Source organism: Frigidibacter sp. RF13, assembly GCF_026626305.1.
Classification (GTDB): domain Bacteria; phylum Pseudomonadota; class Alphaproteobacteria; order Rhodobacterales; family Rhodobacteraceae; genus TMP-24.
In genome coordinates this window covers 276,205-292,178 of record NZ_JAPNUE010000002.1, presented here as the reverse complement: position 1 = coordinate 292,178, position 15,974 = coordinate 276,205, and the positions used below count along the sequence as shown (strand labels likewise).

General features: G+C 65.4%; 14 protein-coding genes. 6 read left to right on the top strand and 8 right to left on the bottom strand.

Annotated features, from left to right (window positions below; genetic code table 11):
* Nucleotides 1-21: 21 nt before the first annotated feature.
* The gene (locus tag OU426_RS07095) at nucleotides 22-3,066 is read right to left on the bottom strand and encodes an efflux RND transporter permease subunit (protein WP_267633232.1); all 3,045 of its coding nucleotides are present in this window, start codon (nucleotides 3,064-3,066) and stop codon (nucleotides 22-24) included.
* A gap of 53 nt (nucleotides 3,067-3,119) precedes the next feature.
* Nucleotides 3,120-4,298 (bottom strand): efflux RND transporter periplasmic adaptor subunit, encoded by a 1,179-nt coding sequence (locus OU426_RS07090; RefSeq protein ID WP_267633231.1) that lies wholly within the window; start codon nucleotides 4,296-4,298, stop codon nucleotides 3,120-3,122.
* A 117-nt stretch (nucleotides 4,299-4,415) separates the two neighbouring features.
* Here OU426_RS07090 and OU426_RS07085 point away from each other — a divergent pair, with 117 nt between their 5' ends.
* Entirely contained in the window at nucleotides 4,416-4,742 is a 327-nt protein-coding gene (locus OU426_RS07085; protein ID WP_267633230.1) for an antibiotic biosynthesis monooxygenase family protein, read from the top strand.
* Between the two features lie 2 nt (nucleotides 4,743-4,744).
* Here the strand turns inward: OU426_RS07085 and OU426_RS07080 are convergent, their stop codons facing one another.
* The 5 genes from OU426_RS07080 to puuE all read right to left on the bottom strand — a co-directional run bounded on the left by OU426_RS07080 (nucleotide 4,745) and on the right by puuE (nucleotide 10,023).
* On the bottom strand, nucleotides 4,745-5,506 hold the full coding sequence (locus OU426_RS07080; protein WP_267633229.1) for an ion channel: 762 nt from the start codon (nucleotides 5,504-5,506) through the stop codon (nucleotides 4,745-4,747).
* Nucleotides 5,507-5,599: 93 nt separating this feature from the next.
* Nucleotides 5,600-7,084 (bottom strand): nucleobase:cation symporter-2 family protein, encoded by a 1,485-nt coding sequence (locus tag OU426_RS07075; protein WP_267633228.1) that lies wholly within the window; start codon nucleotides 7,082-7,084, stop codon nucleotides 5,600-5,602.
* An 84-nt stretch (nucleotides 7,085-7,168) separates the two neighbouring features.
* Entirely contained in the window at nucleotides 7,169-7,654 is a 486-nt protein-coding gene (locus tag OU426_RS07070; protein ID WP_267633227.1) for an ureidoglycolate lyase, read from the bottom strand.
* 105 nt (nucleotides 7,655-7,759) lie between these two features.
* A complete protein-coding gene (locus OU426_RS07065) occupies nucleotides 7,760-8,608 on the bottom strand; it encodes a bifunctional allantoicase/(S)-ureidoglycine aminohydrolase (protein ID WP_267633226.1) in 849 nt (282 codons plus the stop codon).
* Entirely contained in the window at nucleotides 8,605-10,023 is a 1,419-nt protein-coding gene (gene puuE / locus OU426_RS07060) for an allantoinase PuuE (protein WP_267633225.1), read from the bottom strand. The genes OU426_RS07065 and puuE overlap by 4 nt, the downstream gene beginning before the upstream one ends.
* 145 nt (nucleotides 10,024-10,168) lie before the next feature.
* Here puuE and uraH point away from each other — a divergent pair, with 145 nt between their 5' ends.
* Entirely contained in the window at nucleotides 10,169-10,528 is a 360-nt protein-coding gene (uraH, locus tag OU426_RS07055; RefSeq protein ID WP_267633224.1) for a hydroxyisourate hydrolase, read from the top strand.
* Between the two features lie 88 nt (nucleotides 10,529-10,616).
* Here uraH and bhcR read toward each other — a convergent pair whose 3' ends face one another.
* Nucleotides 10,617-11,441, bottom strand: coding sequence for an HTH-type transcriptional regulator BhcR (gene bhcR, locus OU426_RS07050; RefSeq protein ID WP_267633223.1), 825 nt, complete (start codon nucleotides 11,439-11,441; stop codon nucleotides 10,617-10,619).
* A gap of 160 nt (nucleotides 11,442-11,601) precedes the next feature.
* Here bhcR and bhcA point away from each other — a divergent pair, with 160 nt between their 5' ends.
* The 4 genes from bhcA (at nucleotide 11,602) to bhcD (ending at nucleotide 15,952) form a co-directional block, all read left to right on the top strand.
* On the top strand, nucleotides 11,602-12,792 hold the full coding sequence (bhcA, locus tag OU426_RS07045; protein WP_267633222.1) for an L-aspartate--glyoxylate aminotransferase BhcA: 1,191 nt from the start codon (nucleotides 11,602-11,604) through the stop codon (nucleotides 12,790-12,792).
* An 11-nt stretch (nucleotides 12,793-12,803) separates the two neighbouring features.
* Nucleotides 12,804-13,757: a beta-hydroxyaspartate dehydratase BhcB gene (gene bhcB, locus OU426_RS07040; RefSeq protein WP_267633221.1), complete on the top strand. Its 954-nt coding sequence runs from the start codon at nucleotides 12,804-12,806 to the stop codon at nucleotides 13,755-13,757.
* Between the two features lie 10 nt (nucleotides 13,758-13,767).
* A complete protein-coding gene (bhcC, locus tag OU426_RS07035; RefSeq protein ID WP_267633220.1) occupies nucleotides 13,768-14,931 on the top strand; it encodes a 3-hydroxy-D-aspartate aldolase BhcC in 1,164 nt (387 codons plus the stop codon).
* A 61-nt stretch (nucleotides 14,932-14,992) separates the two neighbouring features.
* Nucleotides 14,993-15,952 (top strand): iminosuccinate reductase BhcD, encoded by a 960-nt coding sequence (gene bhcD / locus OU426_RS07030; RefSeq protein WP_267633219.1) that lies wholly within the window; start codon nucleotides 14,993-14,995, stop codon nucleotides 15,950-15,952.
* Nucleotides 15,953-15,974 lie beyond the last annotated feature (22 nt).

The following is a 15,974-nucleotide window of genomic DNA, read 5'->3' as shown; positions in this document are numbered from 1 at the left end:
ACCCGGCGGGTAAACAGACGATCAGGACCCCGCTTTCGCCAGCTCGGCGGACAGCCGGTCGCGACCCGCCGAGCGCGGTTTCGAAAGGCCCGCGAGCAGGAGATAGGCAGCAGGCGTCAGGTAAAGTGTCGCCACCGCCGACAGGCCGAGCCCGCCAACGATCACCCAGCCGAGCGCGGCGCGCGCCTCTGCCCCCGCGCCGCTGGCCAGCAGCAGCGGCACCGCGCCGACCACGGTCGAGAGCATTGTCATCGCCACCGGCCTGAGGCGGATCAGCGCCGCCTCCTCGATCGCGGCGCGGACGCTGGCGCCCTCCTCCCGCCGCTGGTTGGCGAACTCGACGACCAGAATTCCGTTCTTGGCCATGATGCCGACCAGAAGCACCAGCCCGATCTGGCTGTAGACATTCAGGCTACCGCCGGTCATCAGAAGCGCGAAGACCGCGCACGCCAGACCAAGCGGCACCGTCGCCATCACGATCAGCGCCGAGACGACGCTTTCGAACTGGGCGGCCAGGACCAGCAGCACCACGAGAAGCGCGAAAACGAAGGTGATGAGCGTGCCGGACTGGCTGGTTTCCAGAAGCTTCGCCTCGGCGAGCGGCACGATGCGCATGCCTTCGGGCAGAACCTCGGCCGCGAGCACCCGCACCCGGTCGAGCGCGGAACCGAGCGACAGCTCGGGCGAGAGGCCCGCGCTGACCGGCACCGCGCGCATCAGCCCTTCGCGCTGAAGGTCCGGCGCCACCGGCCTTTCTTCAAGTGTCACGAAGGACGACAGAGGCACCATTTGTCCGTCGCCCGCCTTGACGAACAGCCGTTCCAGATCGCCCGGGTCGTTCACCGGCTCCGACCCGGAAGTCAGACGAATGTCATAGCTCTTGTCATCCAGAAAGACCTGGCCGACCTTGCGCCCGTCGATCAAGGCCTCGATCGCCTGGCCAAGACCCGCGATGTCGATGCCGAGGTCGGTGGCGCGGGCGCGGTCCACGGTGACGAAAAGCTGCGCCTGCGTCAGATCGTAGCCCACCTGCGCGCGCCCAAAGGCCGGCTCCTCGCCCATCCGCTCCACCAGCCGCGAAGCGGCCTCGGCCAGCGCCACGTAATCGGGCCCGACGACCGCGAAGCTGAGGCCCTGGCCCGCACCGCGAATGCCGAGGGAATTGGGCTGGAGAAGCGTGGCGCGCACGCCGATTACGCCTGCGATCCGGTCCTGAACTTCGGCCGCGATCTCTTGCTGGCTGCGACTGCGCTCCGCCCAGTCGGCAAGCGCGATCACCATGAAACCGCCGTTGCCGCTGCCGGTGCCTGAGACGGAAAAGACGCTGCGCGCCTCGCCCGAGGTGCGCAGAGGTTCCACCAGATCCTCGATCTGGCGCATCTTTTCGTAGGTGTAGTCGAGGGCCGCGCCTTGCGGGGCGCGTATGGAAAGAAGGATCACCGACCGGTCCTCGGGCGGTGTCAGTTCACGCCGGATGGAAGATTGCAGGAACCATGCGGTGACGGCGGCAAGGACGGCGGCAAGGACTATGGCGAGGGGTATGCGCAGCGCTGCGTTAAGGCTCGTTGCATAGGCACGCGCGACAAGGCCGGGCCCGCGCGCGGGCGCCGAGGTTTCCTTCAGGGTCAGCGCGGCGAGGACCGGACAGAAGCTGAGCGCGACGAGCGCCGAGATGGCGACGGACAGGGCAAGCGTCAGGCCGAATTCGCGGAAGAGACCGCCGATCTGGCCGGGTAGAAAAGAGAGCGGCACGAAGACGGCAGCGAGTGTCGTGGTCGTCGCAACGACCGCGAAGAAGACCTGGCCGGTGCCCAGAACGGCAGCGGCGCGCGGACCCATCCCTTCGGTCCGGCGCCGCGCGATGTTTTCCAGGACCACGATCGCATCGTCGACGACAAGGCCGGTGGCCAGCACGAACGCGAGAAGCGTGAGGATATTGACCGAAAAGCCCACGGCCCAAAGTGCCGCGAGCGTGCCGATCAGCGAGACTGGGATTGCCAGAACCGGGATGAGCGTCGCCCGCAGGTCGCGCAGGAAGAAGAAGATGATCAGCGCGACCACCATCACCGAAAGCGACAAAGCGACCTCGATCTCATGCAGCGCGCCGCGCACGAAGGCGGCGGCGTCGGAGGAGATGAACAAGGTCACATCGGGCGGCAGGTCGCGCTGCACCTCGGCGACCAGCGCAGTGACGGCGGAAGAAATGGCCAGGCTGTTGCTTTGCGCAGCGCGGATGACGGAAAGGCCGATCCCGGTTTCGCCATTGGTCCTTAGGACCGACGTGCCGGGTTCGGGCCCGAAATAGACGGATGCCACATCGCCGAGACGCACGTCGGGTGCAACCTTCAGATCCTCGATATCGCTTTCGGTCTCGACCTCTGCCGTGGCGCGCACGAAGAGGCTCTGCCGCGCCGAGGTCAGCGCGCCCGCGGGCGCATCGAGTGCCGCATCGCCCAGCGTTCGCGTCAGATCGGCCAGTGTCAGGCCCCGGCTCGCGAGCGCCGCCTGATCGACATCGACGCGGAAGATCGCGCTGCGCACGCCGTTCATCTGTACGTCGGCGACGCCGGGAATGGCGAGAAGCCGGTCCTCCAGCAGGTCTTCGGCGAGTACTGTGAGCGCCTCTGATTCGCGCCGGGGCGAGGTCAGCGACAGGCGCAGGACCGTCTCGCCATTGGCGTCGGCCTTGATGGCGCGCGGCGCCTCGGCCCCGTCGGGCAAGGCGCCGGTCACCCGGGCAAGCGCGTCGCGTACATCGCTGGCGGCGATGTCGATACCCACAGTGTCACGAAACTCGATACTGACCCGGCTTGCCCCAAAGCGAGAGGAGGAAGAGATCGAATTCACCCCGCTCACCCGGCTGACCGCGCCCTCAATCACCGCCGTCACCTCGCGGTCGACGGTTTCGGGCGCGGCGCCGGGAAAGTCGGTCGAGACGGTGATGACCGGGGCCTCGACCGAGGGCAGTTCACGCACCTCGATCCCGAGGAAGGCCGCAAGGCCCGCGATCACGATCAGCGCATTGAGGACGAAGGCGAGGATCGGGCGCTCGACCAGCAAACGCACGATCCCGGCCCGGCGATCGCCAGGCCGCTCCGCGGCCGTTGGCCCTGCGGGCCTCACCCGCCCGCCTCGGGTGCTGCAGCCCCGGTCACGGCGATGGTGGCGGACTGGCCCGCGCGCAGGTTCATCATCCCCTCGCTGACCACCAGATCATCCGGCGCGAACTCGGCCTCGACAAGGACGCTCGCGGCATTGCGCTGGATCACCCGCACCGGCAGCTTCTCTGCAACGCCTGTTCGCAGGACCCAGACATAGGCGCCTTCCGCGCCCCACTGGATCGCGAGCGGATCGACAGAAGGATAGTCAGCGCCCGGAATATCGAGCGTCAGGCGGATCGCCATGCCGGGGCGGATCAGGTCGCCCTCGTTGGGGATGCTCGCCTCAGCGCGAATTGTCCGACTTGTGGCCTCGACCTGATTGTCGACGGCGGTGACATTGCCCACGAGGTTCAGGCCGGGATCCGACAGTGGATGGGCCGAAATCGCCATACCCGGCGCAAGACGCGCCGCGAGCCGTTCGGGCAGGCGGAACTCGACCGTCAGGGTTGACCGGTCCTCGATCGTGGTCAGCGTGCTGCCCGCCGTCAGGTAGTCGCCCGGCTCGGCCGCGATCAGACCGACCCAGCCCGGGACCGGCGCGAGGATCCGGTGCCGCGCAAGATCGAGCGTTGCCGCTTCAAGCGCCAGCTCAGCCGCACGCACGGCAGAGGCTGCATCCTCCTTCTGCTGGCCCGTGACGGCGCCCGACCCGGCCAGCCGGTCCAGCCGGTCGAGGGCGCGCTCGGCATCGGCGAGCGCCAGCCGGGCCCGCTCGACCCCGATCCGGGCGGCACCTGCGTCAAGTTCGGCGACGAGCGTTCCCTGATCGACATAGGACCCCGGGGCGGCCGCCACCCGCTCGACCCGCCCGAGAATCTCGCTTGCCACCGAGGCGGAGCGGATACCGCGTGCCGTGCCAATCGCCTCTGCCCGATCTACGAGCTTGGTCAGCGTCGCGGGTGCCGCGATGACCTGCGGGCCCGCCTGCCCGTCCGGCGACCTACCACCCGGCCCTTGCCCTGACCCCGGCGCCCCTGCCCCGGCAAGCGGCAGACCGACCGCTTCGAGAAGCGTCGTCGCGCCCACCCGGTCTAGCACGGGCCGCGCACCGGGCACGAAAGCCGCCCACAGAATGAGCGTTCCGGCCAGGATCAGCGTGAGAAAGGCGAATTGCAGGCGCAGCGCTTTGCCCCCCAAGGATGCGGCAGCGGAGGTGACTGTAGCAAATCCGCGCCAACTTGCGAGTCGATCCTAGCGATTTCAGGGTCTTGTGATAGGCTGAAAGGGCGCGAACCGACCCGGAAAGGACCTACCATGCCCGCGATCCGCCGCGACTTCACCGGACAGACGGTGATCACCACTTTCGAGATGACGCCCGGAACGGCACAAGACCTGATGGACGAGCTGAAGGACGCCTATGACGCCTTCATCCGCCATCAGCCCGGTTTCCTCGGCGCGGGCCTGCATATGAACGACGCCCAGACACGGATCGCGAACTACAGCCAGTGGCGGCGGCGCGAGGATTTTCAGGCGATGCTCCGGACAGAGGAGATGCGCGAAAGGAATCGCCGTATCGCCGCGCTGTGTTCGCGGTTCGAACCGGTGATGTACGAGGTGAGCGCGGTCGCCGAGCCGGCCTGAGGTCAGTCGCGCCCCTCGTCCTCGATGGCCAGCAGAAGGCCGCAGGCCTTGCAGTGGACGGCGTCGGGTTCGTGCCGTTTGAGACCGCAGGCGGGGCATTTATGCTCGACCTTCGGCGGCCGGACCAACACCTGCACCAGCCGGATGAAAAGCGAGATGCCGCAGATCATGATGATGACCGCCATCAGCCGCCCGCCGGTACCGCGCATCAGAACGTCGCCATAGCCGGTCGTGGTCAGCGTGGTCACGGTGAAGTAGAGCGCGTCGACGTAATTGTTGATGTCGGGATTGGTACGGTTCTGCGTCTCATAGACGAGCGCGGTCATAAGATAGATGAAGAGCGCCAGGTTGGTCGCAGCGATGATCGTCTGTTCATTGTCGTGGAAGAAGCGGAAATCCTGCCGCAGCCGTCGGAGCGTCTCGTACGACCTGAGCACCCGGAAGATGCGCGCCACCCTGAGGAAGGCAAAGCCCTCGCCCACCAGAGGCGCAAGAAGCGAGAAGACCACGACCATGTCGGCGATACCGTACGGGTGCAAGAGTTCGCGCACCCGGTGGCGGCTTATATAGACCCGGGCGCAGACATCGGCGAGGTAGATCACGCCGATCGCGACATCGAGCGCCTCCGTCTCGAAACCGCGCTTCACAAACGAAGTGGCGACGATGAAGGCAATGGTCACGAGATCGAAGATCAGCAGCCCATAGCGGAAGCGGACACCGCGCCTGGTTTCGCCTTCGTAGAGTTCCCTGAGAAATCTTGTCATCTGCCCTGTCGTCCCCCGTCCCTTCTTGCGGTGCGGGCGGCGGCAGGTCAACCGAAACGGACCGGGGGGCCGCGGCGGCAGCCCCCCTCTGCTTCAGTGGTCGGCGGTAGACGCCGCGGCCTTGAGGTCTTCCTCGGTGCCCGAGGCGCCGTTGAAGAAGGCGTTCAGCGCGACGGCCGCGATGGTGGCCAGAAGGATGCCGCTGTCGATCAGCGGATGAATGCCGTGCGGCATCCATTGTTTGAAGTTCGGCGCGACGAGCGGGATCATCCCGAAGCCGAGCGCCACCGCGACGATGAAGAGGTTGTTGCGGTTGCGGTTGAAATCGACGGCCGAGAGGATGCGAATGCCCGTGGCCGCGACCATCCCGAACATCACAAGGCCCGCGCCGCCCAGGACGGCGGTTGGCAGCGCCTCGACCAGCGCGCCCATCTTGGGAACGAGGCCGAGAACGATCAGGATCAATCCGCCCGCCACGCAGACGAAACGCGACTTGATGCCGGTGACGCCGACAAGGCCAACGTTCTGGCTGAAGGACGTGTAGGGGAAGGTGTTGAAGATCCCGCCGATCATCGTGCCGAGCCCGTCGGTCCTGAGGCCCGCGGCCAGCATCGGCTGCGTGACCTTGCGGCCGGTCATGTCGCCCAGCGCCAGGAACATGCCGGTCGATTCGATCATCACCACGATCATCACCAGGACCATGGTCACGATCATCACCGGATCGAAGGTCGGCGCGCCGAAATGGAAGGGCGTGATCAGCCCGAACCAGCTGGCGTCACCCACCTTGCCGAAGGACATGAGCCCCAGAAGCGCGGCAATCACCCCGCCAATGACGATCCCGAGCAGGACAGCGATATTGGCGACGAAGCCCTTGCCATAGCGGGCAATCACCAGGATCGAGACCAGCACCAGCGCCGAGATCAGCATGTTGCCCGGCGCCGCATAGGCCGGGTTGTTGGCCTTGGCTGCAAGTGCAAGCCCCTGCGGAACCTCGGGTATCTGCGTGCCGCCCGCGGCTGCAAGGTCGGTCACCGCCTTCAGCCAGTCGGCATGGGCCGGGTCGACGATCTGCGGTGCGGTCGGGCCGACCGGCAGGCCGAAGATCCAGTTGATGCCGATCCGCATCAGAGTGACACCGATCACCAGGATGATCGTCCCGGTCACGACTGGCGGGAAAAAGCGCAGCAGCCGCGAGACGACGGGCGCGATCAGCATCGCGATGATCCCGGCCGCAATAATCGCGCCGAAGATGGCGCGGGCGCCATCGGTGCCCGGGGTCTGATTTGCGATGGCAATCATCGGGCCGACGGCGGCGAAGGTCACGCCCATCATCACCGGCAGGCGGATGCCGAACCATTGCGTCGCGCCCAGCGACTGGATCAGCGTGACGATCCCGCAGGCAAAAAGGTCGGCCGAGATCAGGTAGGCCACGTCGGCCGGTTCCAGCTTCAGCGCACGTCCAATGATCAGCGGCACGGCGATGGCGCCCGCATACATCACAAGCACATGCTGCAGGCCGAGGGTGAAGAGTTTCGGTGGCGGCAGAACTTCGTCCACCGGATGGACTTTGTCAGACATGTTTCACTTCCCTTCGGGGCTTATTGTTCGCGCCGTCTCCGTGCCGCCCCTTGGGCACGGTCCGGTTAGAAGCCCCGCTCGGGGCTATGCCGTGACCCGAAACGGTTCGGGGTAACGGAATTCTTCAAGGTTTGGCGTCGTTCCGATCCGGTCGACCACGGCGAAGAGGCCGGGGCCGCCAAGCGGGGTCAGGACGCCGTGCCAGACATTGCGGTGGATGTTGACGCCCTGTGCGCCAGTCGTGAGGAAGGCCAGCGGGTCGCCGGGGCGCCCGCCCTCGTCGGGGGCAACGATAACCAGGAACGGATCATCACTCATCGGGATAAAGGCCTGGCTGCCCTCGGGATGGCGCTCGACAAGGTCGAAGTCGTGGGGCAGCGCGAAACATTCGGACTGGAAGATCGAGATACCGGCGCGGGAATCGGCGAAATCGAGAAGGGCGCGGTCGTGCCAGCGCCCGCATTTTCCAGCGTTGATAAGCTTGGTAGGCGGGCCCGACACTTCCAGCACCTCGCCGAAGGGGGCGAAAGCTTCGGCGGTCAGGGGCCAGGCGGCGATCGTTTCGGTCATTTGCCCTCCGGGCGGAGGCCGGGGGCGCTGCCCCGCGGCCTCTGGTTCTTGAACCGGTGGCGAACCTTCGGCCGCCCCCGGGATATTTGAAAACGAAAGAAGCGGTCAGCGCCCAAAGGCGCCGACGCCCCGCAGGCGCGCGTGTCGGTTGACATCCTTGTAGAGCAGATAGCGGAAGGGGCCGGGCCCCGCGGCATAGCAGGCCTGCGGGCAATAGGCGCGGAGCCACATGAAATCGCCTGCCTCGACCTCGACCCAGTCCTGATTAAGCTTGTAGACCGCCTTGCCCTCCAGCACGTAAAGCCCGTGTTCCATCACATGGGTTTCCTCGAACGGAATGACGCCGCCCGGTTGGAAGGTCACGATGTTCACATGCATGTCGTGGCTGAGGTCGTCCGGTTCGGTGAAGCGGGTCGTGGCCCAACGCCCTTGCGTGTCGGGCATGGCGATGGGCGCGACCTCCTTGTCCGAGGTCACGAAGGCCTTGGGCGCGGGAATGCCGGGGGCGGGTTCGTAACGCTTGCGGACCCAATGGAAACGCGCGGGCACGGTTTTGCCATTGTGGACCCGCCAGACACAGCCCGCCGGGATATAGGCGTAACCGCCGGGGCCGAGATCATGCTCCTCGCCGTCGAGCGACAACCAGAGATCGCCTTCGGTGACGAAGATCACCCCTTCTGCCCCCTCGTCCGGTTCCGGTGCATCGGAACCGCCGCCGGGGCCAACCTCCATCACATACTGGCTGAAGGTCTCGGAAAAGCCCGACATCGGCCGGGCGATCAGCCACATGCGGGTCTTCGTCCAGCCCGGCAGGAAGCTGGTGACGATATCGGAAAAGCAGCCCTTCGGGATGAAGCAATAGGCCTCGGTGAAGACAGCCCGCTGGGTCATCAGCGCGGTCTGCGGCGGCAGGCCGCCTTTCGGGGCGTAGTAGGGGCTTGGGGGCTTTGTCATCGGGGCAGCATGTCCTTTAGGCGCAGTTCGGCGATCCGTTCGACCTGTTTGCAGGCGGTCGCGAATTCGGTTGCGGTGTCGTTGCCGATCCGGGTTTGGAACGCCTTGAGGATCGAGGCCTTGTCATTGTCGCGGACCGCGATGATGAAGGGAAAGCCGTGCTTGGCCACATAATCGGCATTCAGCCGCTGAAAGGTCGCACGCTCCTCGTCCGTCAGCGCATCGAGCGCGGCTGAAGCCTGTTCGGCGGTCGATTCCGGTGTGAGGCGCTTCGCGGCGGCAAGCTTTCCGGCAAGGTCGGGGTGGGCCTTCAGCACGCCCAGCCTTTCGTCCTGGCTCGCCGATCGGAACATGCGCGAAAGCGCATTGTGCAGGCCCGCTGCGCTGTCATGGGCGGGGCCAAGCTCCAGGCCCCAGGCGCGCTCGGCAATCCAGGGCGAATGTTCGAAGACCGAGCCGAACCGTTCGACGAAACGCGCCCGCGCCATCTGCGAAGGCCGTTCAAACCGCTGATGCGGATGGGTCGCGGCCCAGTGCCGCGCAATGTCGATCCGCCGCGCGAACCAGACACCGTCATGGCCCCGCGCATAGTCGAGAAAGCGCTTGAGCCCGGCGATCTTGCCGGGGCGGCCGATCAGGCGGCAGTGCAGACCCACGGAAAACATCTTCGCCCGCCCCGCTTCTCCTTCGGCATAGAGCGTGTCGAACGTGTCCTTGAGGTAGGTGAAGAACTGCTCCCCCTCGATATAACCCGGTGCAGTCGCGAAGCGCATGTCATTGGCTTCGAGCGTATAGGGAATGACCAGCTGGTCGCGCTCGCCCGCCTCCATCCAGTAGGGCAGATCGTCGTCATAGGTGTCGGAGATCCAGTCGAGCCTGCCCGTCTCTGCCGTCAGGCGGACGGTGTTCATCGAACAGCGTCCGGTGTACCAGCCGTGCGGCGGCTCGCCCACCACCTCCTCATGCAGGCGGAACGATTCCGTGATCTGGGCGCGCTCCTCCGCCTCGTCCATGTCGCGGTGATCGACCCATTTCAGCCCGTGGCTGGCGATCTCCCAGCCCGCCGCCTTCATCGCGGCCACCTGTTCGGGGTTGCGGGCAAGGGCGGAGGTCACGCCATAGATCGTGACCGGAAGGCCCATGCCGGTGAACAGGCGATGCAGCCGCCAGAAGCCTGCCCGCGCGCCGTAATCGTAGATCGATTCCATGTTCCAGTGCCGCAGGCCCGGCCAGGGCGCGGCGCCGGCGATATCGGACAGGAAAGCCTCGGACTGCTTGTCGCCATGGAGGAGGTTATTCTCACCCCCCTCTTCGTAGTTCAGCACAAGCGAGATCGCGATCTTCGCGCCACCCGGCCAGTTCGCATCGGGCGGGTTCGGGCCGTAGCCTCGGAAATCGCGGGGATAGCGGTTCATGACGGGCGCCTTCCTGCAACGGTTGCTCTTTGATAGTACGCGATCGGCGAAAGGATTATCGCCAAAATCCAGAAAGTCTTATAGGGCTCTGCCGCTGTTGCGGATTTTGCGCACAGCGCATGATGGGGGCCAGACGGAGGATGATATGGCCGAGGGATATCTGACGACCCATGTGCTCGACACCGCGCGCGGCCTGCCTGCGGCGGGGATGAAGATCGCGCTCTACCGGCTGAGCGGCAACAGCCACAAGAAGATCGCCGAGGCGGTGACGAACGCAGACGGGCGGACGGACGGGCCGATCCTGCCCAAGGGCAAGTTCGCGGTCGGCACTTATGAGCTGCTGTTCTTCGCGGGCGACTATCTCGACCGGACCGGAGCGCCGCCGGAAAGCCCGCGCTTCCTCGATCAGATCCCGATCCGCTTCGGCATTTCCGATCCGGAAGCGCATTATCATGTGCCGCTTCTCTTGTCGCCCTTCGGCATGTCGACCTATCGCGGTAGCTGAGCGACTTTGCCGCCGAAGAATTTTCGCGAAAATTCTTCGGCCCCCCGCGCGACAGCAGCAGAAAATCCTTCGCGAAGGATTTTCCGCGTTATCGGCGGTCCTTTGGTGAAACACCGCCGGTTGCGATCGTCACCTCATCCGCTGCCGCGCACACCAAGGCGCCAAGCCGATCTGTTTGTCCCAGATCGACCCGGAAGGTCGGGCCCGAGATCGACAGGCCCGCGACCGGTTCGCCATGGGCGTTGAAGATCGGCGCGGCGACGCAGCGCATGCCTTCGGCGCGTTCCTGATCGTCAATGGCATAACCCCGCGCCCGGGTCCGTTCGAGATCGGCCGACAGGGAGGCGAGATCGGCGTGCGACTGCGCCGTGAAGCGTGCAAGGTTCCCCTGCCCGACGATCTCGGCCACCCGCGCGGGCGGCATCCAGGCGAGAAGCGCCTTGCCGATGCCCGACACATGCATCGCGCCGAGCGTGCCGGGAGGGAAGAAGGCGCGTATCGCCTCATGCGTTTCGACCTGGGCAAGGAACAGCACCTGATCGCGATGTTCGACCCCGAGGTTCGCGGTTTCCCCGGTCAGCCGCATCAGCCGGTCCATCGGCTGGCGGGCACGGTCGACGATCTTGGTGCGTCTTAGAAATGCCGACCCGACGCGGAAGGCACCGCCGCCTACATGCCAGAGCTGGCCGGGTTCCTCCACCTCGGCGAAGCCGTGCGACTGCAGCGTCGTGAGCGCGCGGTAGACGGTGGGGACTGAATTCCCGCTTTCCTGCGCCAGTTCGGTCAGGGTCAGCCCGCTCGATTCGCTCAGCGTGCGCAGGATCAGGAGCGCCCGGTCGAGCGACTGGACCATGTTCTGATCGGTCTTGTCATGGAAGCTTCTGGGGCGGCCTCGGGGGCGTGCGACGGACATTCTCAAATCTCCGAAAATCCATTCCGACGAATGAAAAACAAATACATGAGTGATTTCAAAAGGAAAGACCTTAATTTCACATGACGAAAATCATTTTCGAAAAAATTGCAGTGCGCCCTCTCTCGGCCTAACCTCCTGACGACAGCGAAGGGAGCGCCCGATGTATCACCAGAACCCGGTCTTTATTCCCGGCCCGACCAACATGCCGGACGTGATCCGCAAGGCCTGCGACATGGCCACGCTCGACCATCGGTCGGCGGCGTTCGGCGGCATCTTCGCCCCGGCGGTCGCGAGCGTGAAGAAGGTAATTGCGACCGAGACGGGCGAGGTTTTCATCTTCCCTTCGACAGGCACCGGCGGCTGGGAGGCGGCGATTTCGAATACGCTCTCCCCCGGCGACACGGTGCTTGCCGCGCGCTTCGGCATGTTCAGCCACCGCTGGATCGACATGTGCCAGCGTCACCGGCTGAACGTGCAGGTGATCGAGACGCCGTGGGGCCAGGGCGCGCCGCTCGCCGCAATAGAAGCGGCGCTGAGGGCCGACCGCGACCATATGATCAAGGCGGTGCTGGCGACCCACAACGAAACCGCGACGGGCGTCCGGTCGGATATCGCGGGGATTCGCCGCGCGCTTGACCGCACCAACCATCCGGCGCTGCTGTTCGTGGATGGCGTCTCTTCCATCGCCTCGATGGAGTTCCGCATGGACGACTGGGGCGTCGATATCGCCGTGACCGGCAGCCAGAAGGGATTCATGTTGCCCGCGGGCCTCGCGATCCTCGGCGCAAGCCCGAAGGCGTTGGCGGCGATGGAGGGCGCGAAGCTGCCGCGCACCTTCTTCGACTTCCGCGACATGCGCAAAAGCTATGCCGCAGGCGGCTATCCCTATACGCCGGCCGTGGGCCTTCTGAACGGGCTGAAAGTGTCGTGCGATCATCTTCTGGCCGAAGGGATGGAAGCGGTCTGGGCACGGCACCACCGCATCGCCGAAGGCGTGCGCCGCGCGATTGCGGGTTGGGGCCTGCGGCCCTGTGCAACCTCGCCCGAGCTTTATTCTGACACGGTGACGGCGGTCGTGGTGCCCGAAGGCTGCAACGGCACCGACCTCGTTAAACTTGCTGCACAAAAGTACGACATGGCCTTCGGCGTCGGCCTCGGCGAAGTGGCGGGCAAGGTTTTCCGCATCGGGCATCTGGGCAGCCTGACGGACGCAATGATGCTTTCGGGCCTCGCGGTCGCGGAAATGTGCATGGCCGATCTTGGCTGGAAAATCGCTCTCGGCTCGGGCGTGGCAGCGGCACAGGACTATTACCGGACAAGTGCTGCGGCGCCCGCGAAAGCGGCGGCGTGAGGGGGCAGGCGATGTATATTCCCACCTATCAGGACATGCTTGAGGCGCACGAGCGCATCCGGCCGCATATCCGCCGGACGCCGATCCGCACGTCGGATTATCTGAACGAGCTGACGGGCGCGCAGTTGTTCTTCAAATGCGAGAACTTTCAGGAGCCGGGCGCCTTCAAGGTGCGGGGGGCGACGAATGCCGTCTTTGGGCTAAGTGATGATCAGGCGGCAAAGGGGGTGGCCACCCATTCCTCGGGCAACCATGCCTCGTGCCTTTCCTACGCGGCGATGCTGCGCGGCATTCCCTGCAATGTGGTGATGCCGCATACCGCGCCGCAGGCCAAGAAGGACACGGTGCGCCGCTATGGTGGCAAGATCACTGAATGCGAGCCCTCGACCTCCTCGCGCGAGGAGACGTTTGCGAAGGTGCAGGCCGCGACGGGGGGCGACTTCGTTCATCCCTATAACGATCCGCGCGTGATTGCCGGACAGGGTACGTGTTCGAAGGAACTGGTCGAGGATGCGGATGGCCTCGATTTCGTCGTCGCGCCCATCGGCGGCGGCGGCATGATCTCGGGCACCTGCCTGACTCTCTCGACGCTGGCACCCGAGACGAAAGTGATCGCGGCCGAACCGGAACAGGCGGACGATGCCTATCGCAGTTTCAAGGCGGGGCATATCATCGCCGACGACGCGCCGAGGACCATCGCTGACGGGCTTCTGGTGCCGCTCAAAGACCTGACCTGGCATTTCGTCAAGACCCATGTCCATGAGATGTTCACCGCGTCCGACGCCGAGATCATCGAGGCGATGAAGCTGACATGGAAGCACCTGCGCGTGGTGATGGAGCCGTCCAGCGCCGTGCCGCTCGCGACCATCCTGAAGAACAGGGACTATTTCAAAGGCAAGCGCGTCGGGGTGATCATCACCGGCGGCAATGTCGATCTGGACAAACTGCCCTGGATGAAGGGGTAAGGAGCAAAAAATGACTTCACATGACCGTTTTGCCAACTTCGAAGTGGGCTATGACATTCCCGCCAAGCCCGGGATGGACGAGAAGGATATCCAGACACCCTGCCTGATCCTCGATCTCGACGCGCTGGAGCGGAACGTCAAGAAGATGGGCGATTATGCGAAGGCGCACGGGATGCGCCACCGCAGCCACGGCAAGATGCACAAGTCGGTCGATGTCCAGAAGCTGCAGGAAAGCCTGGGCGGCGCAGTCGGCGTCTGCTGCCAGAAGGTCTCGGAAGCCGAGGTTTTCGTGCGGGGCGGCATCAAGGATGTGCTGGTCTCGAACCAGGTCCGCGACCCGGCCAAGATCGACCGGCTGGCGCGGCTGCCGAAGCTCGGCAGCCGGATCATCGTCTGCGTGGACGATCTGGAGAATGTGGCCGATCTGTCGGCGGCGGCGGTGAAGCATGGTACTGCGCTCGAATGTTTCGTCGAGATCGACTGCGGCGCGGGCCGCTGCGGGGTGACGACGACGCAAGATGTGGTCGCCATCGCCAAGGCGATCGACGCGGCGCCGGGGCTGAAGTTCACCGGCATCCAGGCCTATCAGGGCGCGATGCAGCACATGGACAGGTACGAGGACCGCAAGGCAAAGCTCGATGCGGCGATCGCCATGGTCACGGATGCGGTGCAGGGGTTGAAGGCCAACGGGCTGGAGCCGGAACTCGTGTCCGGCGGCGGCACGGGCAGCTATTATTTCGAGGCGGGTTCCGGCGTCTACAACGAGCTTCAGTGCGGCTCCTACGCCTTCATGGACGCCGATTACGGCCGCATCCTCGACAAGGACGGCAAGCGGATCGACCAGGGCGAGTGGGAGAATGCCTTCTTCATCCTGACCTCGGTCATGAGCCACACCAAGGCCGACCGGGCAATCTGCGATGCGGGACTGAAGGCGCAGTCGGTCGATAGCGGCCTGCCGGTCATCTATGGGCGGACGGATGTGAAATACATCAAATGCTCGGACGAGCATGGCGTCATCGAGGATCCCAACGGCGTCCTGAAGGTGGGCGACAAGCTCAAGCTGGTGCCTGGCCATTGCGACCCGACCGCGAACGTCCACGATTGGTACGTCGGCGTCCGGAATGGCAAGGTCGAATGCGTCTGGCCGGTTTCGGCGCGCGGCAAGGCCTACTGAGCGTTTTCCTGAGACTTGGGGTCGGCACCGCCGACCCTCTTTTCTTTTCGATGGGGTAGCAATGCTGATCGTTCCCGAAGCGCTGATTGCCGATCTGGTCTCTGCCGAGGATGCCTTCGCGGCGGTCGAGGCGACCTTCGCCGCCATGGCGCGGGGCGAGGCCTATAACTTCCCGGTGGTGCGCGAGGCCTTGGGCGGGGACCGCCAGTACGGCTTCAAGTCGGGCCTCGACCGGGCGGGCGGCATGCTCGGCGTGAAGGCCGGGGGCTATTTCCCCGGCAATCTCGCGCGCGGCATGACCAACCACCAGTCGACCGTCTATCTCTTCGACCCCGAGACCGGTCGGCCCGTCGCGATGGTGGGCGGCAACCTTCTGACCGCGCTGCGCACCGCGGCCGCCTCGGCCATCTCGATCGACCGGCTGGCGCGCAAGGACGCCAAGGTTCTGGGCATGGTCGGCGCCGGGCATCAGGCGGCCTTCCAGCTGCGCGCCGCCGCGCGCGTGCGGAGGTTCGAGAAGGTCATCGGCTGGAACTACCATGCCGATATGCTGCCGAAACTGGGGGAGGTCGCGGCAGACCTTGGCCTGCCGTTCGAGGCCGTCACGCTCGACCGGATGGTCGAGGCGGACGTGATCGTCACCATCACCTCCTCGCCCGCCGCCTCGCTGATGTCGGCCCATGTCAGCCCCGGCACCCATCTGGCCTGCATGGGCACCGACACCAAGGGCAAGCAGGAGGTGGAACCCTCGCTTCTCGCCCGCGCCCGGCTCTTCACCGACGAGGTCGCGCAATCTGTCACCATCGGCGAGGCACAGCATGCGATCGCCGCGGGCCTGATCCGCGAGGCGGCTATCACCCCCATCGGCGCGGTGATCGCGGGCATGACGCCGGGGCGGCAGAGCGCGGAAGAGATCACCCTTTTCGACGGCACCGGTGTCGGTCTGCAGGACCTTGCCGTCGCGGGCGCGGCGGTCCGGCGGGCCGAGGCACGGGGCCTCGGCGTATCGGTTACAATATAAGGGTTTTCCGGCGGTTGCCTGC